Annotated in this window: 24 protein-coding genes and 1 other RNA gene; 4 read left to right on the forward strand and 21 right to left on the reverse strand. The window is 54.2% G+C overall.

Annotated elements, in window-relative coordinates; translation table 11 throughout:
* Positions 1 to 144: 144 nt before the first annotated feature.
* The 16 genes from PVA01S_RS21770 to rpoE form a co-directional block, all read right to left on the reverse strand.
* Positions 145 to 414, reverse strand: coding sequence for a pro-sigmaK processing inhibitor BofA family protein (locus PVA01S_RS21770; protein ID WP_127609516.1), 270 nt, complete (start codon positions 412 to 414; stop codon positions 145 to 147).
* Positions 411 to 713, reverse strand: a complete 303-nt coding sequence (locus tag PVA01S_RS21775; protein ID WP_054800470.1) for a DUF2508 family protein — start codon at positions 711 to 713, stop codon at positions 411 to 413. Before PVA01S_RS21775 ends, PVA01S_RS21770 begins: the two co-directional genes overlap by 4 nt.
* A gap of 270 nt (positions 714 to 983) precedes the next feature.
* Positions 984 to 1,580, reverse strand: a complete 597-nt coding sequence (gene recR, locus PVA01S_RS21780; protein WP_054798093.1) for a recombination mediator RecR — start codon at positions 1,578 to 1,580, stop codon at positions 984 to 986.
* Between the two features lie 49 nt (positions 1,581 to 1,629).
* Entirely contained in the window at positions 1,630 to 1,941 is a 312-nt protein-coding gene (locus PVA01S_RS21785) for a YbaB/EbfC family nucleoid-associated protein (RefSeq protein WP_054800469.1), read from the reverse strand.
* A 13-nt stretch (positions 1,942 to 1,954) separates the two neighbouring features.
* Positions 1,955 to 3,724 carry a DNA polymerase III subunit gamma/tau gene (gene dnaX, locus PVA01S_RS21790; protein ID WP_054798092.1) on the reverse strand — a complete coding sequence of 590 codons (1,770 nt, stop codon included), beginning with the start codon at positions 3,722 to 3,724 and terminating at the stop codon, positions 1,955 to 1,957.
* 69 nt (positions 3,725 to 3,793) lie between these two features.
* Complete coding sequence (locus PVA01S_RS21795; RefSeq protein ID WP_127609520.1) at positions 3,794 to 4,855, reverse strand: ATP-binding protein; 1,062 nt, start codon at positions 4,853 to 4,855, stop codon at positions 3,794 to 3,796.
* A 200-nt stretch (positions 4,856 to 5,055) separates the two neighbouring features.
* Positions 5,056 to 5,319: signal recognition particle sRNA large type (gene ffs / locus PVA01S_RS21800), an RNA gene on the reverse strand.
* Positions 5,320 to 5,366: 47 nt separating this feature from the next.
* On the reverse strand, positions 5,367 to 5,759 hold the full coding sequence (locus PVA01S_RS21805; RefSeq protein WP_127609522.1) for a hypothetical protein: 393 nt from the start codon (positions 5,757 to 5,759) through the stop codon (positions 5,367 to 5,369).
* Between the two features lie 89 nt (positions 5,760 to 5,848).
* Positions 5,849 to 6,046: a 50S ribosomal protein L31 gene (gene rpmE, locus PVA01S_RS21810; RefSeq protein ID WP_127609524.1), complete on the reverse strand. Its 198-nt coding sequence runs from the start codon at positions 6,044 to 6,046 to the stop codon at positions 5,849 to 5,851.
* 81 nt (positions 6,047 to 6,127) lie between these two features.
* Positions 6,128 to 7,405 (reverse strand): radical SAM family protein, encoded by a 1,278-nt coding sequence (locus PVA01S_RS21815; RefSeq protein ID WP_127609526.1) that lies wholly within the window; start codon positions 7,403 to 7,405, stop codon positions 6,128 to 6,130.
* Between the two features lie 13 nt (positions 7,406 to 7,418).
* Positions 7,419 to 8,723, reverse strand: a complete 1,305-nt coding sequence (gene rho / locus PVA01S_RS21820; RefSeq protein ID WP_054800468.1) for a transcription termination factor Rho — start codon at positions 8,721 to 8,723, stop codon at positions 7,419 to 7,421.
* Positions 8,724 to 8,819: 96 nt separating this feature from the next.
* Positions 8,820 to 10,073: a UDP-N-acetylglucosamine 1-carboxyvinyltransferase gene (locus PVA01S_RS21825; RefSeq protein WP_127609528.1), complete on the reverse strand. Its 1,254-nt coding sequence runs from the start codon at positions 10,071 to 10,073 to the stop codon at positions 8,820 to 8,822.
* Positions 10,074 to 10,216: 143 nt separating this feature from the next.
* The gene (gene fba, locus PVA01S_RS21830) at positions 10,217 to 11,071 is read right to left on the reverse strand and encodes a class II fructose-1,6-bisphosphate aldolase (RefSeq protein WP_054798088.1); all 855 of its coding nucleotides are present in this window, start codon (positions 11,069 to 11,071) and stop codon (positions 10,217 to 10,219) included.
* Positions 11,072 to 11,223: 152 nt separating this feature from the next.
* Positions 11,224 to 11,616 (reverse strand): response regulator, encoded by a 393-nt coding sequence (locus PVA01S_RS21835; protein ID WP_054798095.1) that lies wholly within the window; start codon positions 11,614 to 11,616, stop codon positions 11,224 to 11,226.
* A 195-nt stretch (positions 11,617 to 11,811) separates the two neighbouring features.
* Positions 11,812 to 13,413, reverse strand: coding sequence for a CTP synthase (locus PVA01S_RS21840; protein ID WP_054798087.1), 1,602 nt, complete (start codon positions 13,411 to 13,413; stop codon positions 11,812 to 11,814).
* Positions 13,414 to 13,597: 184 nt separating this feature from the next.
* Positions 13,598 to 14,176: a DNA-directed RNA polymerase subunit delta gene (rpoE, locus tag PVA01S_RS21845; protein WP_054798094.1), complete on the reverse strand. Its 579-nt coding sequence runs from the start codon at positions 14,174 to 14,176 to the stop codon at positions 13,598 to 13,600.
* Positions 14,177 to 14,755: 579 nt separating this feature from the next.
* Here rpoE and PVA01S_RS21850 point away from each other — a divergent pair.
* Positions 14,756 to 15,898 (forward strand): S8 family peptidase, encoded by a 1,143-nt coding sequence (locus PVA01S_RS21850; protein ID WP_244933018.1) that lies wholly within the window; start codon positions 14,756 to 14,758, stop codon positions 15,896 to 15,898.
* A gap of 7 nt (positions 15,899 to 15,905) precedes the next feature.
* On the opposite strand, the gene PVA01S_RS21855 is transcribed toward PVA01S_RS21850, so the two are convergent.
* Positions 15,906 to 16,358, reverse strand: a complete 453-nt coding sequence (locus PVA01S_RS21855) for a YwiB family protein (RefSeq protein ID WP_054798086.1) — start codon at positions 16,356 to 16,358, stop codon at positions 15,906 to 15,908.
* Positions 16,359 to 16,609: 251 nt separating this feature from the next.
* Here PVA01S_RS21855 and PVA01S_RS21860 point away from each other — a divergent pair, with 251 nt between their 5' ends.
* Positions 16,610 to 17,488, forward strand: a complete 879-nt coding sequence (locus PVA01S_RS21860) for a metallophosphoesterase (RefSeq protein ID WP_054798085.1) — start codon at positions 16,610 to 16,612, stop codon at positions 17,486 to 17,488.
* Positions 17,489 to 17,638: 150 nt separating this feature from the next.
* Here the strand turns inward: PVA01S_RS21860 and PVA01S_RS21865 are convergent, their stop codons facing one another.
* The 3 genes from PVA01S_RS21865 to speE all read right to left on the reverse strand — a co-directional run bounded on the left by PVA01S_RS21865 (position 17,639) and on the right by speE (position 20,031).
* The gene (locus PVA01S_RS21865) at positions 17,639 to 18,169 is read right to left on the reverse strand and encodes a DUF3888 domain-containing protein (RefSeq protein ID WP_127609532.1); all 531 of its coding nucleotides are present in this window, start codon (positions 18,167 to 18,169) and stop codon (positions 17,639 to 17,641) included.
* Between the two features lie 143 nt (positions 18,170 to 18,312).
* Positions 18,313 to 19,182, reverse strand: coding sequence for an agmatinase (gene speB / locus PVA01S_RS21870; RefSeq protein WP_054798083.1), 870 nt, complete (start codon positions 19,180 to 19,182; stop codon positions 18,313 to 18,315).
* Positions 19,183 to 19,203: 21 nt separating this feature from the next.
* The gene (gene speE / locus PVA01S_RS21875) at positions 19,204 to 20,031 is read right to left on the reverse strand and encodes a polyamine aminopropyltransferase (protein ID WP_054800395.1); all 828 of its coding nucleotides are present in this window, start codon (positions 20,029 to 20,031) and stop codon (positions 19,204 to 19,206) included.
* Positions 20,032 to 20,285: 254 nt separating this feature from the next.
* Here speE and PVA01S_RS21880 point away from each other — a divergent pair, with 254 nt between their 5' ends.
* Positions 20,286 to 22,349, forward strand: coding sequence for a transglycosylase domain-containing protein (locus PVA01S_RS21880; protein ID WP_230876360.1), 2,064 nt, complete (start codon positions 20,286 to 20,288; stop codon positions 22,347 to 22,349).
* Complete coding sequence (locus PVA01S_RS21885; protein ID WP_127609534.1) at positions 22,316 to 22,501, forward strand: hypothetical protein; 186 nt, start codon at positions 22,316 to 22,318, stop codon at positions 22,499 to 22,501. Before PVA01S_RS21880 ends, PVA01S_RS21885 begins: the two co-directional genes overlap by 34 nt.
* Before the next feature lie 340 nt (positions 22,502 to 22,841).
* On the opposite strand, the gene PVA01S_RS21890 is transcribed toward PVA01S_RS21885, so the two are convergent.
* A complete protein-coding gene (locus tag PVA01S_RS21890) occupies positions 22,842 to 23,381 on the reverse strand; it encodes a YwhD family protein (protein ID WP_236595716.1) in 540 nt (179 codons plus the stop codon).
* Between the last annotated feature and the right edge of the window lie 158 nt (positions 23,382 to 23,539).

Here is a 23,539-nt window from a genome sequence, read left to right on the forward strand (position 1 = left end):
AATTGTCCGACAAAGCCGCGTCGTTACGCCATTTCTTCTTTGTCGTTTATTGTCGCTTCGTTTAGCGGCGACTTTATTAATATATCACATTTCACAACATTATTGCAAGCTTTTTTTAAAACTTTTGATTTGTGCTGCTTGCGATTATACGATGACCCAAAGTTTCAAGGCTGTTAAAACCGCCAAGCCCGGGATTCCCAGAATGCTCACGATCCCCACTGTCACCGCATTTAACGGAAGTTCGAAGTGTGTATAAGGGGTAAACAGATTCATAATATACAACAAAACAGCCGCAAACACAACATGTAAAGATAAGGCACCCAGCCATTGAATGGCAAACCGGTTACGAAGCAGCAGCAGGGCCAGCAAGCCGCCCGAACCGATCATCAGCCCCCACAACAAATAAGCCTTCACGACGACCCCTCCCTCACGCGGCTGGCGCATACTTCGGCCGCCGAAATATGAATGTTTTTCGCCTGCTTGATCAGCATCTCGAATCGCTTCTCTGCAGCTTCCAGCGCATAGATGGCATAATCGATCTGCTCCTTCTCAACCGCATAGTGAAAGCGCCGTTCTGCAACCTCCCATTCCATATGAGCACGGCGTATTTCCTCCACAAGCTGCACACGCTCCTCAAAAAGCGCCGCCTGCTCCTCTTTTCTCTTTCCGTTCCCCCACCAGCTAAATCCACCCCGCCTGCTCCATTTCAGCACGCCGCCAGCCCCCTCACAGTTTGTCCTATAGTACATACATATCGAACAAACCAGCGGCTTAGAACCAAGAAAACCGTCCGAAACAAATTAGCCGGATCATCCTGCGCCGTGCACCCCCAACGTTTCGAAGTACGCGCAGGGTTCCGCAAGCCGAAAAGTGCGGAAATTTCGATGGCGCAGGAGAAACAACAAAAAAAGCCTTACCGTTGCCGCGCAGCAGACCGAACCTGCCGCTAGCAAACCGTAAGACTTTTCTGAAACACGATTCAATTAAAGCTCCCTGCGACCTTCGAGCGCTTTGGTTAGCGTAACCTCGTCAGCGTATTCCAAATCTCCTCCAACCGGAAGTCCGTGGGCGATTCGAGTCACTTTAATGCCGAAGGGACGTACGAGTCGCGACAAATACATAGCCGTCGCTTCTCCTTCAATGTTCGGGTTGGTGGCCAAAATCAATTCCTGCACCCGCTCGTCACTCAGCCGCTTCAACAGATCGGCGATCCGGATCTCATCGGGACCGATCCCTTCCATGGGCGAAATCGCACCGTGCAAGACATGGTAATAACCGTTGAATTCCTTCGTACGCTCCATGGCGACCAGATCCTTCGGTTCCTGCACCACGCAAATGGTGGATACATCCCGGCTCTTATCCTGACAAATCCGGCAAGGATCCGTGTCCGTAATATTGCAGCATATCGAGCAGTAGTGCAGGTTTCGTTTGACGTTTACAAGCGCTTTGGCAAAATCGATCACATCGTCTTCTTTCATCCGAAGCACATGGAAAGCAAGACGCCCTGCCGTTTTCGGCCCAATGCCGGGCAGACGCGAGAATGAATCGATCAGCTTGGCTAACGGTTCCGGATAAAACAAAAGAGTTGCTCCTCACTCGTTGAAGTCAGTCCGAAAGGGGCAGATGCGATTAGAACAATCCCGGAATGTTCATGCCGCCTGTCAGTTTGGACATTTCTTTACCCGCCAGTTCTTCGGCTTTGGACATCGCGTCGTTAATGGCCGTCAACACCAAATCCTGCAGCATTTCGACATCGTCCGGGTCTACCGCTTCCGGCTTAATCGCAACGCCGATCACTTTCTTCTGTCCGTTCACCGTAACGGAGACAACACCGCCGCCGGCCGTACCTTCAATTGTTCGAGTAGCCAAATCTTCTTGAGCCTTAAGCATTTGTTCCTGCATTTTTTTTACTTGTTTCATCATTTGGTTCATGTTATTCATGTTTTATCGCTCCTTATTCGTCTTTAATTTTGACCAATTCGCCGAACAGTTGAATCGCCTCGCTGATCCACTCTTCCTTCACAGCACCGCCGGGACCTTCATCCTCGGGAATCAACTCCAGCACTTCCTTGGGAGCATCCGCAGACTTCGTTTGCTCCGTTGCCGCCTTCCAATCCTTAAGCATAACCGTCACCAGCCGATACGGCTGCCCGATCACTTCTTGAAACGCCTGCTCGATCAGCTGCTTGTTGGCCGGTCTCTCCGACGTTTCGCGATGCATAGCGCTCTTGAACGCAACAAGCAGATTCGTGTCCGAAAGACCTACCGGCTCTCCGTCTACAAGCCAGGCATGCACCGTTATTTTCAGTTCCTTCACCCGGCCGAGCACTTGGCTCCATTGCTGCGCCGCATGGCGGAACTCCGGCGAATCTATGCCGGCCACATAAGCATCCAGCTTCTCGATCGAGCGGCGCGAAACGGCCGGAGCCGGAGCCGATCTTCCTCCGCCACTCGAACCGCCGGCCGGGGCCGCGCCGCCCCCAGGCGCCACGCCCTGTTTCACGAGAGCAGCGAGCTGACTCTCCAATCGCTCGATCCGGCTCAAAAGCTGTCCGACCAAGGCGTCCTGCCGTTGAATCGTTTGGCCGTCGCCCGAACCCGCCGAAGCCGTATCGGCTCCCCCCTGACGTCCGGTAACGGGCGAGCCGCTGCACAGCTTCATCACGGCGACTTCCAGCAGGGTTTGCGGCTGTACGGAGTATTTCATTTCCGTCTGATAATAGTTTAGCGTATCAATCATTGCGATTAACGCTTCACCTGTGAAACGTTCCGCTACCGCAGTAAACCGTTTCACGTCCAAAATCCGTTCGGTGAGCGCTTCTGAATTCGGAACCATCTTGACCATCAACAGATCGCGGAAATAATAAATTAGATTTTCCATGCATTTGTCCGCGCTCTTGCCTTCTTGCATGAACGCGTCGATTAGAGCGAGCGCCGCACCGATGTCACGATCTTGAATCGCTTGCGCCAGCTTCTCGAATTGGTCCGACGCCATGCCTCCCGTAATGGAGAGCACATCCTCGTAAGTGACACGTTCGCCGGAAAAGGCGATAATCTGATCCAGCAAACTGAGCGCATCGCGCATTCCGCCATCCGAGAGCCGCGCGATAAAGGCAAGCGCGTCCTCATCGATTGCGATTCCCTCTTTCGCGCACACTTGACGGAGCCGTTCAACTTGCTCTTCCAGCGCAACGCGGCGAAAGTCAAACCGTTGACAGCGGGAAATAATCGTCGCCGGCAGCCGATGCGGCTCGGTCGTCGCGAGAATAAACATCACATGAGCCGGCGGTTCTTCCAGCGTCTTCAGCAGCGCGTTAAACGCTTCCGTCGTCAGCATGTGCACCTCGTCGATAATATACACTTTCTGGCGCACTTCGGTCGGTGCGTATTTCACCTTATCGCGGATATCGCGAATTTCCTCGACGCCACGGTTGGACGCAGCATCGATCTCGACGACGTCCATCACGGCGCCTTCGGTTATGCGCAAACACGCTTCACAGCGGTTGCAAGGCTCGACGCCCGGACCATTCAAGCAGTTAACGGCTTTGGCGAGTATTTTCGCCGCACTCGTCTTCCCGGTTCCCCGGGGCCCGCTGAACAAATAAGCGTGACTGAACCGCCCTTCACGCAGCGAATTTTGCAAGGTTTGGACAATATGCTTCTGGCCGACCATGTCTTGGAACGACTGGGGTCTCCACGTACGATATAAGGCGATATGTGCCATCTTGCCCTCTCCAATGAATGTTTATCCCGTTCATTATACTACACTTGGATTTAGGTTTGAAGCAATCCCTCATGGAAAAGGGATGCTGACGGTGAAGGTGGTGCCGAAACCTTTGGATGAAACCCGGATATGCCCCCCAATGTCATGAATAATGCGTTGGCAAACCGACAACCCCAAGCCCGTCCCCTCCGCTTTGGTCGTAAAAAAGGGATCGAAGATTTTATCGATGACGTACATCGGAATCCCGGGACCGGTGTCGTGAATATCGACGCTTACCCGGCGCTCCTCCGGATCCATCTTCTCCGCTATGGTCAGATACCCGCCATCGCCCATCGCCTCAATACCGTTCTTGCATATGTTCAAAAACACTTGCTTCAAATGTTCGCGGTCCGCAATGACGCGCGGCAGGCCGTACACCGCTTCGTACTGTACCGTGACCTTATGTAAGATGGCTTCATTATTAATAATCGGCAGCAGCTCGCGTACCACCTGCGATACGTCGACCTCCTCGTAGGTCGCGTTCTTCGGCTTGCTCAAAAGCAAAAACTCGTTCACGAGCTCATTAATCCGGTTAATTTCCCTAAGCATCACGTCAGTATAGTCGCTTTCCCGAATCATACCCTGCTCTTGAAACGTCTTGCGGAACACCTGCAGGAACCCTTTAATGGAAGTAAGCGGATTACGAATTTCATGGGCGGTACCGGCTGCAATTTGGCCGATCATCGCCAGTCGGTCGCTTCGCTGCACCTGCTCTTCCAGCGAACGCAGATTGGTCACATCCTTGAACATGATGCAAGCGCCGACAACCTGCCCCTGTTCGTCCCGAAGCACATTAGAGTCCACCAACAGCTCGTACCGCTCCTGATTGTTCGTCCAGGACACCGCTTGATTGCGCACGACCATGCCGTCCAAAATACGGGGGTCTACAATACGGTGCTCGGCGGGGAGATCCTTGAATACGTAGTCCATCGGCTTATGCAGCACATGCTCGCGCTGCAATCCCAACACCCGGCACGCCGTATCGCTGATGTCGATCAGTTGAAAATCAGTGTTCATCAAGATGACGCCCAAATTGACATCCTTCAAAAACATATCGGCGAAACGTTGAAGCAAGCTCAATTCCTGCCGCACGTTTTGCCACCCCCCATTATATAGGATCTGAAATCGACTGCTCTCCAAGCCCGTCATACCAACGTTCTCCAGTTAACTTTAGTATACATTCTCCTCTTTCCTTTATTTTCCTTCCCTGTAAGACAAAAAAACGTCATCAAGAGTCAAAATCGACCCCGACAACGTCATCGTTTATTTATTTCATAGCGAAAATAGTTAAACCGTGCACCTACTTCGATATTACGATCCAAGCGGAATTCTTATCGTCAGCTCAAGTTAGGCTTCCCTTCGGCACATGAAACATCCCGCTTACGGCTGCTTCCTTCCGGACCTGACCGGGTTCACGGGCATCCATTGCGAAGGACCCGACTCTCAACACCAACTTTAAGACCCAAACCTTACATCGCAATACCTCTAGAAGGCGTTCGACCCCGCTACAGCGGATTGCGGGTTACAGGGCACCGCTACCTCCCCGTCTAGCACGGCAAAATTAAGTATAGTCGAATCGCGGACAAATAGCAACCGTAGGGATTTATTTAGCAGTGACGGTAACCTCCGGGTCGTAACGAGGCGCTTCGGCCGCCAGCGTGCGCTGTACTTCCTCTCCCAAACGGCGCAGTTCCTCGCTTGAGGTTCCTGGCGGCGCCAAAAGCCGAAGACGCGCGCTCGTCCCGTTCAAGCGAATCGATTCCACCGTTAACTGCGGATAGTGCGATTTTACCGCTGTTTCCATCACAAGCATATCCGATTGATACGTCCGATATCCGTTCGTTAGGGGCATGTTCGGATTGGCTTCGGTGATGCCCAGATAACCGTCCGCGGAGTGCGTTTTTACCTCCGGTGAAGCATTCTTTTTCTGGCAAGCGGTAAGGCCGGGCAGTACGAGAAGCAGCAGACAAAGCCATAGAACCGTGATTTTCAACATATATAAAAACACCTCCTGCAGCGCTAAGATCTACAATCTTAGGATAGCCACAGAAGGTGCGCTTATGCTTGTAAGCGAATGGCAATGAATTAGATGCCGTATTTCTTTTTGAATTTATCGACGCGACCGCCGGCATCCAAGAATTTCTGCTTACCTGTGAAGAATGGGTGGCAAGCGGAGCAAATCTCTACGCGGAGGTTTTGCTTCAAGGATCCCGTTTCAAACGTGTTACCGCATGCGCAAGTAACCGTTGTTTGATAATATGTCGGATGAATCGCTGCTTTCATTGACCTTTCACCTCTTTTGCCCTGAAACACCATGTGAATCAGAGTTATCATAAATACACAAAGTGCATTATACCATGTCCATTAGCTCCGCTGCAAGTGTTTCTTGCGCTTGTCCGTCAGCTCGCTGGGAATATGCGTGTAAGAACCAAGAACGACGCCCGGCAGCTCCTCGCGGAAGATCTCGAGCATCTGCTTCATGCCGTACCGTTCGCCTTGCGGCTGCGGGATAAGCTGCAGGTAGCTCTCCGGATCGATGTTCAAGTTCCGAAGCTGAATCAGCTTCAGATCGGTGCGCCGCACAAATTCAATCATCGCTTCCATCTCTTCCTCACGGTCGGTAACCCCGGGGAAAATCAGGTAATTGATCGAAGTGATGACGCCCTTGTCCGCCGCGTAACGCAGCGATTTCTCCACGTTCTTGAGGGTATACCCCCGCGGCTTGTAGTAGGCGTTATAATGATCGTCCAAAGCGCTGATCGTGCTGACCCGCATCAGATCGAGCCCCGCATCGACGATACCGCGGATATGATCGGTCAAACCCGCGTTCGTGTTGATGTTGATATACCCGATATCCGTACGTCTGCGCACCTCGCGCATCGCTTCGATAATAATTTTCGCCTGCGTGGACGGTTCTCCCTCGCATCCTTGGCCGAAGCTGATGATGCTCTCAGGCGTCTTCAAGTGCTCCAGCATCACCTGCACAACTTCATCAACCGTCGGTTTGAAGTTCATGCGTGTTTGCGGTGCCGGAAACCCGCTATCCTCCGGCTGCTCGGAAATGCATCCGAAACAACCCGCATTACAGGAAAATGAGACCGGTACCGCTCCTTCCCAACGATTGAGGAACGTGTTGGAGGCGGTTAAACATTCGTAACCGAGCGCACAATTCGATAAGTGCTGATAAAGACGATTTTCCGGATAACGCGAAAGCAAGCTGTTCACTTGAACTTCCAACTCATCCGGATCGCAGTTGCGCGGGTTCCACCGTTCGGGATCATCGCTTGCTTCCGCCGCTACATAGAACGTACCGTCCTTCCACACGACCGCCGAGTAACCGAAGAGCGGGAGCACCTTGCTCTTATCCGTCTTGGCGTAGCCCGGCAGCAGCAAGCGGGTAAACCCTTGCGGCAGCAGCGCGCCGACGGCGTTCACTTCGCCGGGCACAACCTCCATCGCGCCCGTCCGGGCATTCAGTCCGATCGGGCGGGTGTCCGGCAAGCTGACGAGTGTGGCCCCTTCCGGCAGCGGAATGAGCTCTTCTTCCAATAGTTCCGTCACGAGCTCGCCGTTCCGACCGAGTGCAATAAAGTCCGGGTGATCGTAAACGTGGCCGTCCGGTCCGGCATATACCAAATTCATCTTGCTGTCCCTCCTAGGAGACGGAGTGTTTCACGCGCCGGGAAGCGCCTCCGTTGCCGCCGGATCCGTTGCCATTCGTGGTGTCCAGCGTTTCCAAAAATTCTTGATTCGTTTTCGTGTCGGCGAACTTCTTGAGGAACGCCTCCGTATATTCATAGGAATCGTTCATGTTTTTGCGGATTGCCCATACTTTATCCAGCTCTTCCTTGGTCAACAGCATCTCTTCGCGGCGCGTGCCGGAACGACGAATGTCGATCGCCGGGAATACCCGGCGCTCCGCCAGCTTCCGATCCAAATGAAGCTCAAGGTTGCCGGTTCCTTTAAACTCCTCATAGATGACTTCGTCCATCCGGGAGCCCGTCTCGATAAGCGCCGTCGCAAGAATCGTCAGGCTTCCGCCCTCTTCGATATTACGGGCAGCCCCGAAGAAACGCTTCGGACGATGGAACGCCCCGGGATCGATACCCCCGGACAATGTGCGTCCTGTCGGAGGAACGACCAGATTGTACGCCCGCGCAAGACGGGTAATGCTATCCAGCAGGATGACGACGTCTTTCTTATGCTCCACCAAGCGGGTAGCTCGCTCCAACACAAGCTCTGCCACTTTAATATGATTTTCCGGCAGCTCGTCGAAGGTAGACGCAATGACCTCGCCTTTAACGGAGCGCTGCATGTCGGTCACTTCCTCGGGCCGTTCATCAATCAATAACACGAAGAGTTCTACGTCCGGATGGTTGGTGGAAATGCTGTTGGCGATTTCTTTTAACAGCAGCGTTTTCCCTGCTTTCGGCGGCGCTACAATCAATCCGCGCTGTCCGAAGCCGACAGGAGCCAATAAATCCATCAAACGGGTGGAAAGTTTCGTAGGGGTCGTTTCCAAAACTAATTTCTTCTGCGGATAAAGTGGAGTGAGTGCGGGAAAGTGAAGCCGTTCCGCCGCCGTCTCCGGGTCTTCGCCGTTCACGGCTTCCACATGAAGGAGTCCGAAATACCGCTCGTTCTCTTTGGGCGGTCTGCATTTGCCGGACACCAAATCACCGGACCTCAGATCGAATCGGCGGATTTGCGAAGCCGAGATGTAAATATCCTCGGCACTCGGCAAATAGTTGATCGGCCGCAAGAAGCCGAAGCCTTCCTGCAGCACGTCCAGCACGCCTTGCATAAACATTAAACCGCTTTGTTCCGCTTGAGCGCGGAGAATGGCGAAGATCAATTCCTTCTTCTTCATTTGACCATAATAAGGAATTTGATACTTCTTGGCGAGCTTGTAAAGCTCGGTCAACTTCAGCGCCTCTAACTGCGCCAGATGCATATCCATAATTGTACCAACCACCAGCCTATTATAATTTCTATTATGTGAAAATATACTCTAGCCATGCCCAAAACATATCTCATCTATACCCGGAATCCAACTCTAGTCTTCTTGACGCCAAACTTCCGCGCCCAAATTTGATAGATTGGCAACCAAATGGTCGTACCCGCGATCGATGTACTCGACGCCTGTAATTTCGGTCGTTCCTTCAGATACGGTTAAACCCGCGATAACGAGCGCCGCGCCCGCCCGAAGATCGGTCGCTTTCACTTTCGCCGCGCTCAGCGGACCCCCTTCGATGATGGCGGAACGACCTTCCACTTTGATTTTGGCGCCCATACGCGCAAGCTCGGGTATATGCTTGAATCGGTTGGAATAGACAAAGTCGGACAATATACTAACGCCGCGCGTTTGCGTAAGCAAGCTGCTCATCGGCGACTGCAGATCTGTAGCGAAGCCCGGATACACGAGCGCCTTCACATCCACACTTTCATATTCCGGCTGGCCGACCACACGGATCGACTCGTCCATTTCGTAAATATGGACCCCCATTTCCTGTAACTTTGCCGTCAAGGCCTCTAAGTGTTTCGGAATTACATTGTCCACGATAACGTCGCCCCGTGTGGCGGCGGCCGCGATCATGTAAGTTCCCGCCTGTATCCGATCGGGAATGATCGAATGCCGGCAGCCGTGCATGCCATCCACGCCTTCAATACGGATGGTCTCGGTGCCCGCGCCTTTGATATTAGCCCCCATGGCATTCAAAAGTGTTGCTACATCTATGATTTCAGGCTCTTTTGCCGCGTTTTCGATAATAGTGACGCCTTTAGCCCGTGAGGCTGCCAGCATGATGTTGATCGTCGCGCCGACGCTGACGACGTCCAGATATATTTTCGCGCCGCGCAATTGCTTCGCGCGGATATGCAAAGCCCCATTCTCAGTCGTAACTTGTGCCCCCAGCGCCTCAAAACCTTTTATATGCTGATCGATCGGTCTTGGCTCGAAATTGCAGCCGCCCGGCAATCCAATCACCGCTTCACCGAAGCGGCCCAGCAGCGCACCCATCAAATAATATGAAGCGCGCAATTTTTTTACGTTTCCGTTGGGCATATGCCTGGATACAAGCCGGCTCGGGTCAATAACCATTTGGTCCCCATCCCACCGAACCGTAGATCCCAATTCCTCGAGCAGCTCCGTATAAATGGCCACATCGCTGAGCGTAGGCAAGTTGTCCAAGGTTACTGCAGTTTCCGATAAAATCGCGGCCGGAATAAGCGCGATGGCGCTGTTCTTCGCTCCGCTGATTTGAACAGTTCCCCGCAGCGGGCGCCCGCCGGCGATCATCAATTTCTCCATTCGATGTCGTTCCTCCCACTTCCCACTTTAAAGCATAAAAAAAACAAAAGAGACATATCAACCTTGGTCGGACGGTAAGTATAGTGAATTACATAGGAAGAGAAGGGAAATACACCTCTGCCGGTGTATCTCCCGTATGTGTTTTAGGCTTGGTTGGAGCTGCCGAACAATACAATTTTGGATTTCACAACTTCAACCATAGCTTTGCGGGCAGGAGTGAGGTATTTACGAGGATCATACACTTTCGCATCTTTGTTCAATACATCGCGGATCGTTTGCGTACAAGCCACTTGATTCTCCGTGTTAACGTTGATTTTGCCAACGCCCGCTGCGATCGATTGCTTGATCATCTCATCCGGAACGCCGGAACCGCCGTGCAGGACAACCGGAACCGGAATGGCGCTGGCGACCTTCTCGATGATGTCAAAACGGATGTTCGGCTCGCCCGCGTACATGCCGTGCGCCGTACCAACTGCGATTGCGAGGCAGTCTACGCCTGTTTCCTCGTAGAAACGGATCGCTTCTTCCGGCTTAGCCAGGTTCGCATCGGACTCATCTACGCTGATGTCATCCTCTACGCCGCCGATTGTGCCGAGCTCGCCTTCGACGGAAACGCCCATCGCGTGCGCCGCTTTCACGACTTCTTTGGTCAAGCGGATATTTTCTTCAAAGGAATAGTGGGATCCGTCGAACATGACAGAGCTGAAGCCCGCGCGGATACATTTCATCGCGACTTCAAAACTGCTGCCGTGGTCCAAATGAAGCGCGATCGGCAGCCCGGATTTCTTCGCCGCAGCTTCCGCAATCGCCACTGTAAATTCCATTCCCATATATTTCAGCGCCCCTTCGGATACGCCGAAAATAAACGGAGAATTCAGCTCTTGAGCTGCTTCCGTAATCGCTTGGGCAAACTCAAGGTTATTCATGTTAAATTGGCCAACGGCATATTTACCTGCTTTGGCTTTCGGTAGAAATTCATTCATTGAAACAAGTGGCATGGTGTTCTTCTCCTCCTTTTATATGTTGACCGTGCCAGAGAGCGATCCGCTCTCCTGTCATACTGCGCTATTATATCATAGATGGGGACAAACATTAAACATGAAATCCCCGATCGCGCACCTTTTGTGGCAGAAAAAAAAAGAGACCCTTCTCAGGATCCCACGGCGAATGAATTGTTATTAGGCGATCTTAACTGCTGGTTGACAGCTTGACGCAGTTCGTCGATGTCGAACGGTTTGGTGAAATGCATGATCGCGCCGAGGTCGGTCGCTTCCTTAATCATGTCGAGTTCTCCGTATGCCGTCATCATGATGACTTTAATTGAAGCGTCGATGCTCTTGATATGCTTCAGAATATCAAGGCCGTCCATACCAGGAATTTTCATATCCAACAAAACCAGATCGGGCGATACGTTTCTGACGATCTCGAGTGCAAGTTTACCGTTGGAAGCTTGATACGTTTCATATCCCTCGCTGCTAAATACTTCCATCAACAAAATGCGGATGCCGTTCTGATCATCGACGATGAGAAGCTTCTTCTTCATATGGTACCCTCCCATTTCCGTTTCCATAGGTCTGGAATTTCCGTCCCTGATTTGTCATTCTTTGTTTTGTATTCGCTACGCAAACATTGATTCCTGCCTGTGTACCGAAAAATGTTTTGAAAACTTTAACAAATCAAGCAACAATTTCAGATACGCCCTATGCATGCGGGAGTGCCGCCAGGTCAGAAGCCCTTATTAACGGGCTTGCTGATAGGCTGCTTGTACGAAATGTTTAAAGAGCGGCTGCGGACGGTTCGGCCTGGACGTAAACTCCGGATGGAACTGCACGGCCAGGAACCACGGATGATCCGGACATTCGACAATTTCGACGAGACGTCCGTCCGGGCTCGTGCCCGAAATGACAAGACCCGCCGCTTCGATGGAATCGCGGTACTCATTATTGAACTCGTAACGGTGACGATGGCGCTCATACACAAGCTCTTCGCCGTAACATTGCACGGCCAGCGAACCTTCCTTCAGCTTGCACGGGTACAGTCCGAGGCGCATCGTGCCGCCCAAGTCCTCGATGTCCTTCTGTTCCGGAAGCAGGTCAATGACCGGATACGGCGTCGTCGGATGAATCTCCGAGCTGTTCGCGCCTTCCAGCCCTAAGACCGAACGGGCGTATTCCACTACAGCCACTTGCATGCCGAGACAAATGCCGAAGAACGGAATTTTGTTCTGACGCGCATAACGGATCGCGGACACTTTACCTTCGATGCCGCGGTCTCCGAAGCCGCCCGGCACGAGAATGCCTTGAACGCCTGACAGCAGCTCGCCCACATTGTGATCAAACACTTCTTCGGCGTTAATCCAGCGAATCTTCACTTCGGTATCGGAAGCGATGCCGGCGTGGCCTAGCGATTCCACGATACTGAGGTAAGCGTCGTGCAGCGCCACGTACTTGCCGACGATGGCGATTTCGGTCGTCGTCTTGAGCGATTTGACGCGGCCGACGAGCTTCTCCCACTCCGTCATATCCGGCTCGTTCGTCGTCAGCTTCAGGTGGTTGACCACAATGTCATCCAGCCCCTGCTCGCGAAGCATGATCGGCACTTCATATAACGTTTCCGCGTCGATACATTCAATTACGGCGCCCGGGTCGACATCGCAGAATTGAGCCAGCTTGCGCTTCATGTCTTCGGCGAGCGGATGCTCGGTACGGCATACGATGACATGCGGCTGAATCCCGATGCTGCGCAATTCCTTAACGCTGTGCTGCGTCGGCTTCGTCTTCACTTCGCCCGCCGCTTTCAAATAAGGAATCAGCGTCACGTGAATGTACATCACGTTCTCGCGGCCGATATCGCTCTTGATTTGGCGAATAGCTTCCAGGAACGGCAAGCTCTCGATGTCGCCTACCGTACCCCCGATCTCGGTAATGACGACGTCGGAGTGCGCTTCGCGGCCGGCGCGGAATACCCGCTCTTTAATTTCGTTCGTAATGTGCGGGATGACCTGCACGGTACCGCCCAAATATTCGCCGCGGCGTTCCTTCGCAATGACGGACGAATAAATTTTACCCGTCGTCACGTTGCTGTTCTTGGACAGGTTAATATCGATGAAACGCTCATAGTGCCCGAGGTCGAGGTCAGTCTCCGCACCGTCGTCGGTTACGAACACTTCGCCGTGTTGATACGGACTCATCGTTCCCGGGTCGACGTTAATGTACGGGTCGAACTTCTGGATCGTGACCTTCAGCCCGCGGTTCTTCAGCAATCTGCCGAGCGAAGCGGCCGTAATTCCTTTACCCAACGAGGAAACGACGCCGCCCGTCACGAAAATATACTTGGTCATTATGTAAAACCTCCCTAGTTTAGCATGCCAAATTTGTCGTAAAAAAAAAGAAAAAGCCCCCGCTGTCGGCGGGGCACTTTTCATAGGAAAAGACCGTGTAGGTCTAAACGTCCATCTAAAGCCCAGAAAATAGTTTACTCTGAACGGTACACACTGTCAAGGACAACCGACAAATGGCAGATGATTACTTCCCGTCCTCGTCGTCGTCCGAATCGTTATCAGCTTCGTCCAACTCTTCTTCCTCATCGGACTCTTCTTCATCGATCGCCACTTCATCGAGCTCTTCTTCTACAATTTCTTCGTCCTCGAAAAATTCGGTCTCTTCTTCGATTTCTTCCTCCGTATCGAATTCGTCGCGAGGCGTATCGTAAGAATCGTATTCCTCTTCTTCGACAAACGTATCTTCTTCCTCGGCGAACAGATCCTCGTCGTCCAAATCGTCATCTTCATCGTTGATGATACGCGGACGTTTGCCGCTGCCCATGGAATCCTCGGATTTCTCGACCGGATACCAGCGCTTCAGCCCCCACAAGTTCGTTCCGACGCAGGCGAAGCGGCCGTCGATATTGATCTCAGTATATAGTTGAGCAATGACTTGCATCACTTCATCATCGGACAATCCTTTAATCTTGGCGATTTCCGCCATCAAATCCCGATAGTAATACGGCGTGTTCGCCGCTTTCAAGAGCTCGAACGCCAGATCCACCATTGGCATTTCTTTGGCTTGCTCCGCGCTCATTTTAAGCAGGTTCTGAGCACTCATTACAGGGCACATCCCTTCCGACATTATCAAACAGTTTCATCCGGCGGCTGGCCGCCTTCATACTAAAATATCCACTATCTCCAATAAGTAAACCTTATTTTATGTAAAAAAGCAACTGGTCTGCCGCAAGTCCCGCGCAAGTTTCCGGGTTATCCGTTACTAATGAAACAAAGGACCTCGCCGCTGAGCTGCCGGTCTGGACCGGAGGCTTCAGCAAGCGGGATCCTTCGTCCCGACTGTAACCCACAAAGGCGAGAGAGCGGCCCGTAACCGTTTCCGCGCTTTGACCCTATAGAAAACGGAGTTAAAGAACTCCCTCTCTAAATTATCGTATGTATCCGGCCAAACTTTGACACGGTTGGACACCCATTTATTTTTTATAGGAACATGCGTTTATACGCAAGGAAACGCCCCTACATAAAATAACGCATGGAATAGCCCTAAGTTGACGTCCAAAGCGCCTATGAATCTTCATTTTTCAACATCGCCTTCGGATGAAAAATGCTTTGGCACGATTTTCATAGTAGGGGGGGATCGACTCTGGATCCATCGTCATTCGCCGAATGCCTGCATCAAGCCATGAAGGACACGGCAGAGCTTGAACGTCGGCACATTATCCGATTCGCGACCGCCCAAGATTACGACGCTTTCGCATGTCATATGAACCTCAAGTCGAAATCGTTTCCCCAGCTGCGCCAAGTCCGGCCGCTGCGCTTGATCCGAGCCATCTCCTGTCCGCTGAGCTCCGTGGACAGGATCGCGTCCGCTCCCTTCGTTCAGTCGGTCGAAGCCGATGTGCGCATCCGCTTACACGCACGGGGCCCGAGCTCCGGCTCGTCTTCGCTGTACGCGGGCACACCGGCTGCCGCCGATCCGGAGGCCGTCAAGATCCCTTGGGGCATCCGCCATATCCGCGCCCCGGAAGTATGGTCGAAATCGAGAGGCGACCAAATCCGTATCGCCGTTATCGACACCGGCGCCGATTATTCGCACCCCGATCTGCGTCATTGCTTATCTCGGGGCATCAATGTGTTGAGCCACCAGCCGTACCCGATCGACGATAACGGCCACGGCACGCACATCGCCGGCACGATCGCCGCTTATACCAACCAACGCGGAATCGTAGGGGTTGCGCCGCAAGCGTTGATTCATCCGGTGAAAGCATTCGACAACCAAGGCGGCGCCTTCGTCTCCGACATCGTCAAAGGCATCGATTGGTGCGTGGCGAACGGCATGGATATCATCAACATGAGCTTTGGCATGAGAACGTACAGTAAAGCGCTTGAAGCTGCCGTGCTCAGCGCCTATCGGGCCGGCATCATCGTCATCGCGTCGTCCGGCAACGAAGGCAAGCGGGCCGAGATCGATTACCCCGCCCGCTTCCCCCAAGTCATTGCCGTCGGCGCCACGACCCGCCGCGGACGGATCGCCAGCTTCAGCAACGACGGCAAGCAAATCGACATTTATGCGCCGGGCGAGAACATTTATTCGACCTGGCTGCAAGGCAAGTACCGGGAGCTGAGCGGCACGTCGATGGCCACCTCGCACGTGACCGGCGTCGTAGCGCTGATGCTTTCCCTCAAGCCCGACCTCAAGCCGCTGCGCATTCGCATGCTGCTTCGCAAAAATGCGCGTCTGATCCTCAAGCCCGGCAAACGCGACTGCATCAAGGAGCTTCATGCGCTGCGCACAGTCAGCGCCTTATTCCGGAAAAAAAAATAATAATAGATCAACCGTGTGTTGGGGAGGCGGTCAACTCGATGGCGTAGTCGCCGGCCGCTTCACCCATAACCGTTAAGTTGTAAGCCCAGCGTAAGGTAACTGGCAGCGCCAGTCCTTCCGCCCGCTCGACGGACAAGCCGTGCGTGCGCGTCTCGATCTCCATTCGGCCGTGCGGCGTCTGCATGTACCCGATATGGCGGCGACCGGCGGCAATCGTCTGCTCGAAGCGCACGTCGCCGAACCGTACAATGCGGATTTCATCCGCTTTGACCTGCAGCGTCGTCACCGTATGGCCCATCTCCGCTTCCTCAGGCTCTTCGTACCGGATATAATAGTGGTCGCCCTTCGGGAACCATTCGCCGGTCATATCGCGCACGATGCGTTCGCCCCCCAGCGTGCTTTGCAGGCGGATGCGGACCGCAATCTTCCCTGACCCGGCCGGCCCCTCTAGTTTGGTCATGTTCTTCATCTCTTTCGCAAAACGTATTCAACCGGGCGTTTGTCTATTTGACCCAAGGTTATATAGACGGCTTACCCAGACAACCAGCTCCCGTCTTATATAACAAGGAACGATACGGATGTCAAGGTTCATTCGGGAAAACAAGTAAAACGAAATCTTATCTGCCGGGCAGCAAAAAGGAAACCTAAGCGGCCCCTGCTGCGTCTAACGTTGTACATGGTTTCATCACGATGCCGGAGGCCTATTCCTACATGATACCGAACCCCTCTCCCAGAAAGCGCAAGCTGACGAGAAGATCATTTTTGAAAAAGGCGGCTTTGACCGTGCTCGGCACGATGGCAATTCCGCCAACCGCCCTCGCTTACGCCCGTTACGCCGAGCCGAAATGGCTTGACATCGTCCGCTTGAAGCTGGAAGCCCCGCGCTTGCCGCAGGCGCTGAACGGTTTAACCGTCGTCCAGTTCAGCGATACGCATCTGGGCTTTCATTATAATGCAGAAGACTTGGAGCGGTTGGCGGAGACGATCAACCGACTGAATCCCGATCTGGTCTGCTTCACGGGCGATCTCATCGATTACGCGATCGGCGCCGACGGCCCCGCCTACGCCGAAGCTTTAGGCAGGATGCAGGCCAAGCTCGGGAAATTCGCGGTGCTCGGCAATCACGATTATTTCAGCGGCCCGGCGAACGTCGCCAGGACGCTCGAAGCCGGCGGCTTCCGTACGCTGCGCAATGCCGCTTCCCGCGTGCAAAGCGAGAGCGGCATGTTCTGGGTAGCCGGTGTGGAAGATATGTGGCACGGCAAGCCGGATATTGGGAAAGCACTGGAAAAGGTACCGAAGGATGCATTCACGCTGCTGCTGTCGCATAGTCCGGATTTCGCGGACACGGCGGTACAGCACCCGGTCGATCTGCAGCTGTCCGGGCACAGTCACGGCGGTCAAGTGAGACTCCCGTTCTATGGGCATGTAGTGACGCCGAAATTCGGCAAAAAGTATGTCATCGGCGAATATGCGCTGGGCGCCAATCATTTCCGTTTATATGTCAACCGGGGCATTGGCGTTTCGCAGCATCCGATCCGGTTTCTATGCAGGCCTGAATTAACCTTCATTACTTTGCAGCGCGGGTAAGACGCACCTGCCCTGCGAACGGCTAAAGTCAATCCAAGATACAGCTCTCCAGCCCATTTCCCTGTACGGCTTCTACGGGTCGTCCGACCAGCACTTCAGCAAATCGGGCATGCCCAGAGCCGTCCAGCCAACCCAGCGACGGCAATCGCATCAATGACCCCGTACATCGGCGAGCTGTCGATGGTCAAAGAACACCGCAAGCCGGCCGGCTGCAGCGTTCGGCTCCAACGAAACCAGCGCCGGAACACCCTCGGGACTGCAGTGTCTGCGGATCCGCTCGATCGGGGCATTGGCGGTTCGCTCAACCCGACGCACCCGAACCCCTTCGTCTCCGGGTACGTCTGTCAGCGTCACCTCGACCAAATCATGCGGCGGATTATGAGGCCCCTGGAATGTGACGACGCCAACGGTCACTTCATGTTCCCGGTTGCTGCGGTTCAACTGCCGAATTTGCAAAACACGCTCGCAGTAGAACGGTTCGCGGACACTTTGCATGAGCAAGGGCAGGTAGCGCACGATCAGCGTCTCTTCAAGCAGCTGCTCCTTCGTCGGCGATGACGGCTCATCAGCCGAAACGGACAGTGTGGCGGCAAGCAGCAGAAATCCCGACGTCAGCCCCAAGACGACTCGCTTGATGATGGTGAACTCCCCCTTGACTCGATTTGGGGATATTATGGCCAACCCGCCGCAGCATCACTCAAGGGAAGGGGCAATCGCGCCGCAGCCCCGATGCTTGCCGGCCAAACGAAAAAAAGCCGGCCCCCCGCCCTAAGGCGTGAAGTCCGGCCGCAACTCTTGTTCAACCGCTGTGCAGCTGCTCTCGCTTACTTCACCAGACCCAGCAATATTTCGCGCATCAGCTTGCTGGCGACGATCTGTGTTTGCTCCGTCGGGTCATAGGCGGGAGCCACTTCCACGATATCGGCGCCGACAAAGTTAAGCTCCGACGCAGCCATCGCATGAATGGCAGCGAGCAGTTCCTTCGACGTAATGCCGCCCGCTTCGGCGGTACCGGTGCCCGGTGCGCAGGACGGGTCAAGCACGTCGATGTCGATCGTCAGGTAAACGGGACGGCCGGCAAGCTCCGGTAGCACCTTTTTCAACGGCTCCAACACTTCGAACGGATAGAAATTGATATGCTCGCGCCCGAACTGGAACTCCTCGCGGGAGCCCGAGCGGATGCCGAATTGGTAAATATTCTTGCCGCCCATAAGCGCAGCCGCTTTGCGGACCGGCGTCGAGTGGGACAGCGGTTCGCCTTCATAGTGCTCACGCAGGTCGGCGTGCGCATCGATATGAATCAACGCAAGATCCGGGTACTTCTTGTACACTTCCTGGATGACCGGCCAAGAGACGAGATGCTCGCCGCCAAGACCGAACGGGAATTTGCCGTCCGCGAGCAGGCCGCTTACGTATTCGCCGATCACTTCCAGACTCCGTCCGGCGTTGCCGAACGGCAGCAGCAGATCGCCGGCGTCGAAATACGTAATATCCTCCAAGCTTTTATCGAGGTACGGGCTGTATTCCTCCAGACCGATCGACACTTCGCGGATGCGCGCCGGGCCGAACCGGGAACCGGGACGGAAGCTGACCGTATAGTCCATCGGCATGCCGTAAATGACGGCGCGGGAGGACGCATAATCGTCGGAGCTGAGAATAAAGACGTTACCGGAATATTTTTGATCGATTTTCATGTGGATTACGTCTCCCTCAGCCTATTTCGTCAAGTCTTCCACGAATTTCGGAAGCGCGAATGCCGCCTTGTGCAGGCGCGGCGTGTAGTATTTCGTATCGATCTCCGGAATGGCCGTTTCGTCAACAGCCAGCGGATCGTACTTCTTGCTGCCCATCGTGAACGTCCACAAACCGCTCGGGTATGTCGGAATATTCGCCACATACACGCGCACGATCGGGAAAATTTCCTTTACATCGCGATTGACGGTTTGGATCAAGTCCGCTTTGAACCAAGGGTTGTCCGTCTGTGCCACGAAAATGCCGTCTTCCTTCAGCGCGTCGAAGATGCCCTTGTAGAAGCCTTGCGTGAAGAGATTCACGGCTGGGCCAACCGGCTCGGTGGAATCGACCATGATGACGTCGTACGTGTTTTTGTGCTCGTGGATGTGCATGTAACCGTCGTTGACGATCACTTGCACGCGGGGGTTGTCCAATTCGCCGGCGATCGAAGGCAAGTATTGCTTCGAGTACTCGATGACTTTGCCGTCGATTTCGACAAGCACAGCCTTCTCCACTTCCGGGTGCTTCAGCACTTCGCGGATGACGCCGCCGTCGCCGCCGCCGACCACGAGCACGTGCTTCGGATTCGGGTGTGTGTACAGCGCCGGATGCGCCACCATTTCATGATAAACGAACTCGTCTTTAACCGTCGTCATCACCATGCCGTCGAGCACGAGCATTTTGCCCCATTCGGCAGTGTCGATCATCGCGAGATCTTGAAAATCGGTTTTCTCCGTAACCAGCGTTTCTTTAATTTTGGCGGTGATGCCGAAGTTCTCCGTTTGCTTCTCTGTATACCATAATTCCATTGCGCGCAAGCCACCTTTCTGAGTTAACGAACCGCGGGCCTTACATGTCAAATTGTATTATAGTAGATTACCCTGAAAATGCAAATACGAACGCGCTCCGGAACGGTAAATTTAAAAAAAATTAACGTTTTGGACACAGCCGGCTGAATACGTCTTTCTATGTTTTTCCATACTGGTTAATAGCACTTATCGTGAGCATCTTACCGCATCGCTCTTTCCGCAAGGAAGGAGCGGTCGCCAAGGAGGGTCAGCTATTGTCCGGGCAACGCATTACCGATGCCGACGAATTTCATCATAGTCGCAAAAAGGGACGCTTCCGCACGTTCCTGTCGTTCACCTTCACCTGCCTCATCCTCGGAGCCGCCTGCGGCATCGTGGGGCTGCTGTTCATGCGTTCGCAAGCGCTGCCCGTCTCCAAGATGGCGGCGGCCTCGGAGCTGTACGACGTGCACGGCAAGTTGATCGAAGCGTACGGAGGAGGCGGGAAAAACTCGCAAACCGTGCCGCTGCAGGAGATGGCGCCCAGCATCGTGGAGGCGACGCTGGCGATCGAGGACCGCAGCTTCTACGACCATTACGGCTTCGATCCGAAAGGGATCGCCCGCGCCGCAATCGTGAACCTGCAGCATATGTCCAAAGTGCAGGGCGCCGGCACGATTACGCAGCAGCTCGCGCGCAATATGTACTTGACCCATGAGCGGACATGGTCGCGCAAGCTGAAGGAGACGTATTATGCCGTGCAGATGGAGCTGCAGATGAGCAAGGATCAAATTTTGGAGCAATATTTAAATCAAATTTATTACGGCCATTCCACATACGGCATTCAATCGGCTTCCCAGCTTTTCTTCGGCAAGAGCGCCCACGATCTCACGTTGGCCGAGAGCGCGCTGCTGGCAGGCATTCCGAAGGGACCGCGCTATTATTCGCCTTATTATGACCTTGAGAATGCGCTCGGGCGTCAAAAGACGGTGCTGCAGACGATGGTCGAAGCCGGTTACATCACGCAGCAAGAAGCGGATAAGGCGGCGCGCGAGAAGCTCAAAATCATGCCGCTGGAGGCGAAGAAAACGACGGTGACCGCCCCCTACTTCCGCGACTACATTCGCAGTCAGGCGACCGAGCTGCTCGGCATCGAGGAAAAAGAATACGAAGATATGGGGCTGCGCATCTTTACCACGCTCGACTTGAATGCCCAGCAAATCGCGGAAGAAGTGATCCGCAAACAGCTGGAGCCTTACCCTGAGCTGCAAACCGCGCTCGTCTCGATCGATCCGCGCAACGGGTATGTAAAGGCGATGGTCGGCGGCCGCAGCTATGCGGACAACCAGTATAACCGGGCCTTCGCCAGTACTAGGCAGCCGGGCTCCTCGTTCAAGCCGATCGTCTATTTAACGGCGCTGAAGGAGAAGCAGTTCACCCCGGTCTCGCGTTTCAAAAGCGAACCGACCACGTTCACCTACGATCAGGGCCGCAAATCCTATACGCCGAGCAATTACGACGGCAAGTATTTCGATTGGATCGACATGCGGACGGCGATCGCCAAGTCGGACAATATTTTCGCCGTGCACACGGCGCTGGAAGCCGGACCGGACCGCGTCATCGACATGGCGCGCAGGATGGGCATCACGAGCCCGATGGAGCCGCTGCCGTCCCTTGCGCTGGGCGTGTTCCCGGTGAGCCCGTACGAGATGGCTTCCGCGTTCGGCATCTTCGCCAATCAAGGGGTGCGCGCTGCGCCGACGGCCATTCTGCGCATCGAGGACCGGCGCGGGCGGGTGCTGTACGAAGCGAGCCCTTCGGAGGAAACGATCATTGAGCCGGCCTACACGTACGTCATGACGCAGCTGATGGAGAGCGTGTTCGATCAGGGAGGCACGGGCAGCCGCGTGTCCAGCGTCCTGAAGCGTCCGGTCGCCGGCAAAACCGGCACAACCAACACGGACGCCTGGATGGTCGGGTATACGCCCGAGCTGTCGACGGCCGTCTGGGTCGGGTACGACAAGGACCGCAACATCGGTAATGTCGAATCGCACCTGGCGGCGCCGATCTTCGCCGAGTTCACGGAGCGGACTCTGGAATCCGTGCCTCCGAAGATGTTTCCGATTCCCGAGGGCGTGGTCAACGTCTACATTGATCCCGCAACAGGCAAGCTCGCCAACGACAGCTGCCCGAAATCGCGGATGGAAGCCTTCATCCAAGGCACGGAGCCGAAGGAATACTGCTCGCAGGAGCCGGTGAAGGACGAGCCGGTTAAGCAGGATCCGGGCAAAACCGGCGGCTCGTGGTGGAACGATTTGAAGCGCTGGTGGGCGAGCTGACAGCTGCAATGGCACGCAAGCAAGCGGCCGGCGGCAAGGGCAGACGGTTGAGGATGCAGGCGCAGCTGTACAGACGCATTGGCGGACTGTTGATAGCCTGGACAGACCCCGCGCGCGTAAACAGGCGCAGGGTAGCGTTGGCAGAAGGTTGACGGCAGGTCAAACATAGGCGGCAAGAGGGGCTCCCGGCAAGCCGGATCGTTGATCCGTTTGCCAGAGGGGTCCTTTTCGTTTGAACGCTCGCCTTTCCGGTGATAACGACAGACGCGCGGCGGAAATAACGGAATTGTCCCGTGCTAGCGATCGCGCAGCCCCTCATGGATGTCAGGCGCATGGCCGCTTTGGCGCAGAAGGCCCGGCTTCGCCGGACAACACAAAAAGGCAGACCGAGAGGTCTGCCTTCCTGCTGTCCTAGTATATGATGCATATACTAGGCATTAGTATACATCGTTATGGATGGTGACACAATACCGTCACATAATGTACAAAAATTTAAGCAAGCGCCGTCTTTAGCGACTCGTCCGACCGTTCCCACATCCCCGGATCGTTCTCGATCAGCAGGTTTTTGAGCAGCGCCTTTTCCTTCTCTCCCAGATTGTCGACCATAATTTTGCGCTTGAGCGCATAGTCCATCCGGTTGACATGATCGGCAAGAACTTTCCAACCGCGGCGGTTGTCCGGATCGACGGTCATCTCGCAGGAGGTTACGCCGGCGTAATATTTGCCGTCCTCATGGAAGTCGACGGCCACCCAAACGATCCAGCAAGGCCGGCCGTTCGGCACTTCATCCTTGTTCGGCGAAAACTTGATTCCCTTCTCCACCCTGCTCTTCGCATGCAGCGCGCCTAAGTCCAAGTACGCCTCGTCTCCATCGATAATAACGCTGGACAATTGACTTAAATCAATCGAGCCCTGCCCGAAGCCGCGGTGCTTCGTTTCTTTTTTATTGACGATATTTAAAGCCGGCAGTTTCTTCTTCTCGCCAGACTCCGCATTCGCCTGTCCGCCGGCGCCCAAATCCTTTGTATCCACCGTTACATCCCCTTCCTTTCACTACCTTCATAGGTTTAACGTCTACCCGTCTTTCTTTTATTATCCATGAAACAGTGAGGCTTGACAATTTTTTGTTCATGGTTTCTTGTCCCGTTACATATACATGCCTTAGATGCTTGTCAACGGGGTGAAAATCG

This window comes from Paenibacillus validus NBRC 15382 (assembly GCF_004000985.1).
Taxonomy (GTDB): Bacteria; Bacillota; Bacilli; order Paenibacillales; family NBRC-103111; genus Paenibacillus_G; species Paenibacillus_G validus.

Excerpts from the sequence above, each read along its gene's own strand:
- fba (WP_054798088.1), bottom strand. The coding sequence starts at position 11,071 with ATGCCACTTGTTTCAATGAATGAATTTCTACCGAAAGCCAAAGCAGGT.
- speE (WP_054800395.1), bottom strand. The coding sequence starts at position 20,031 with ATGGAATTATGGTATACAGAGAAGCAAACGGAGAACTTCGGCATCACC.
- rho (WP_054800468.1), bottom strand. The coding sequence starts at position 8,723 with ATGGATATGCATCTGGCGCAGTTAGAGGCGCTGAAGTTGACCGAGCTT.
- PVA01S_RS21785 (WP_054800469.1), bottom strand. The coding sequence starts at position 1,941 with ATGAATAACATGAACCAAATGATGAAACAAGTAAAAAAAATGCAGGAA.
- PVA01S_RS21850 (WP_244933018.1), top strand. The coding sequence starts at position 14,756 with ATGAAGGACACGGCAGAGCTTGAACGTCGGCACATTATCCGATTCGCG.
- PVA01S_RS21835 (WP_054798095.1), bottom strand. The coding sequence starts at position 11,616 with ATGAAGAAGAAGCTTCTCATCGTCGATGATCAGAACGGCATCCGCATT.
- rpmE (WP_127609524.1), bottom strand. The coding sequence starts at position 6,046 with ATGAAAGCAGCGATTCATCCGACATATTATCAAACAACGGTTACTTGC.
- PVA01S_RS21815 (WP_127609526.1), bottom strand. The coding sequence starts at position 7,405 with ATGAATTTGGTATATGCCGGACCGGACGGCCACGTTTACGATCACCCG.
- dnaX (WP_054798092.1), bottom strand. The coding sequence starts at position 3,724 with ATGGCACATATCGCCTTATATCGTACGTGGAGACCCCAGTCGTTCCAA.
- PVA01S_RS21855 (WP_054798086.1), bottom strand. The coding sequence starts at position 16,358 with ATGACCAAACTAGAGGGGCCGGCCGGGTCAGGGAAGATTGCGGTCCGC.
- PVA01S_RS21860 (WP_054798085.1), top strand. The coding sequence starts at position 16,610 with ATGATACCGAACCCCTCTCCCAGAAAGCGCAAGCTGACGAGAAGATCA.
- speB (WP_054798083.1), bottom strand. The coding sequence starts at position 19,182 with ATGAAAATCGATCAAAAATATTCCGGTAACGTCTTTATTCTCAGCTCC.
- PVA01S_RS21840 (WP_054798087.1), bottom strand. The coding sequence starts at position 13,413 with ATGACCAAGTATATTTTCGTGACGGGCGGCGTCGTTTCCTCGTTGGGT.
- PVA01S_RS21805 (WP_127609522.1), bottom strand. The coding sequence starts at position 5,759 with ATGTTGAAAATCACGGTTCTATGGCTTTGTCTGCTGCTTCTCGTACTG.
- PVA01S_RS21825 (WP_127609528.1), bottom strand. The coding sequence starts at position 10,073 with ATGGAGAAATTGATGATCGCCGGCGGGCGCCCGCTGCGGGGAACTGTT.
- rpoE (WP_054798094.1), bottom strand. The coding sequence starts at position 14,176 with ATGAGTGCTCAGAACCTGCTTAAAATGAGCGCGGAGCAAGCCAAAGAA.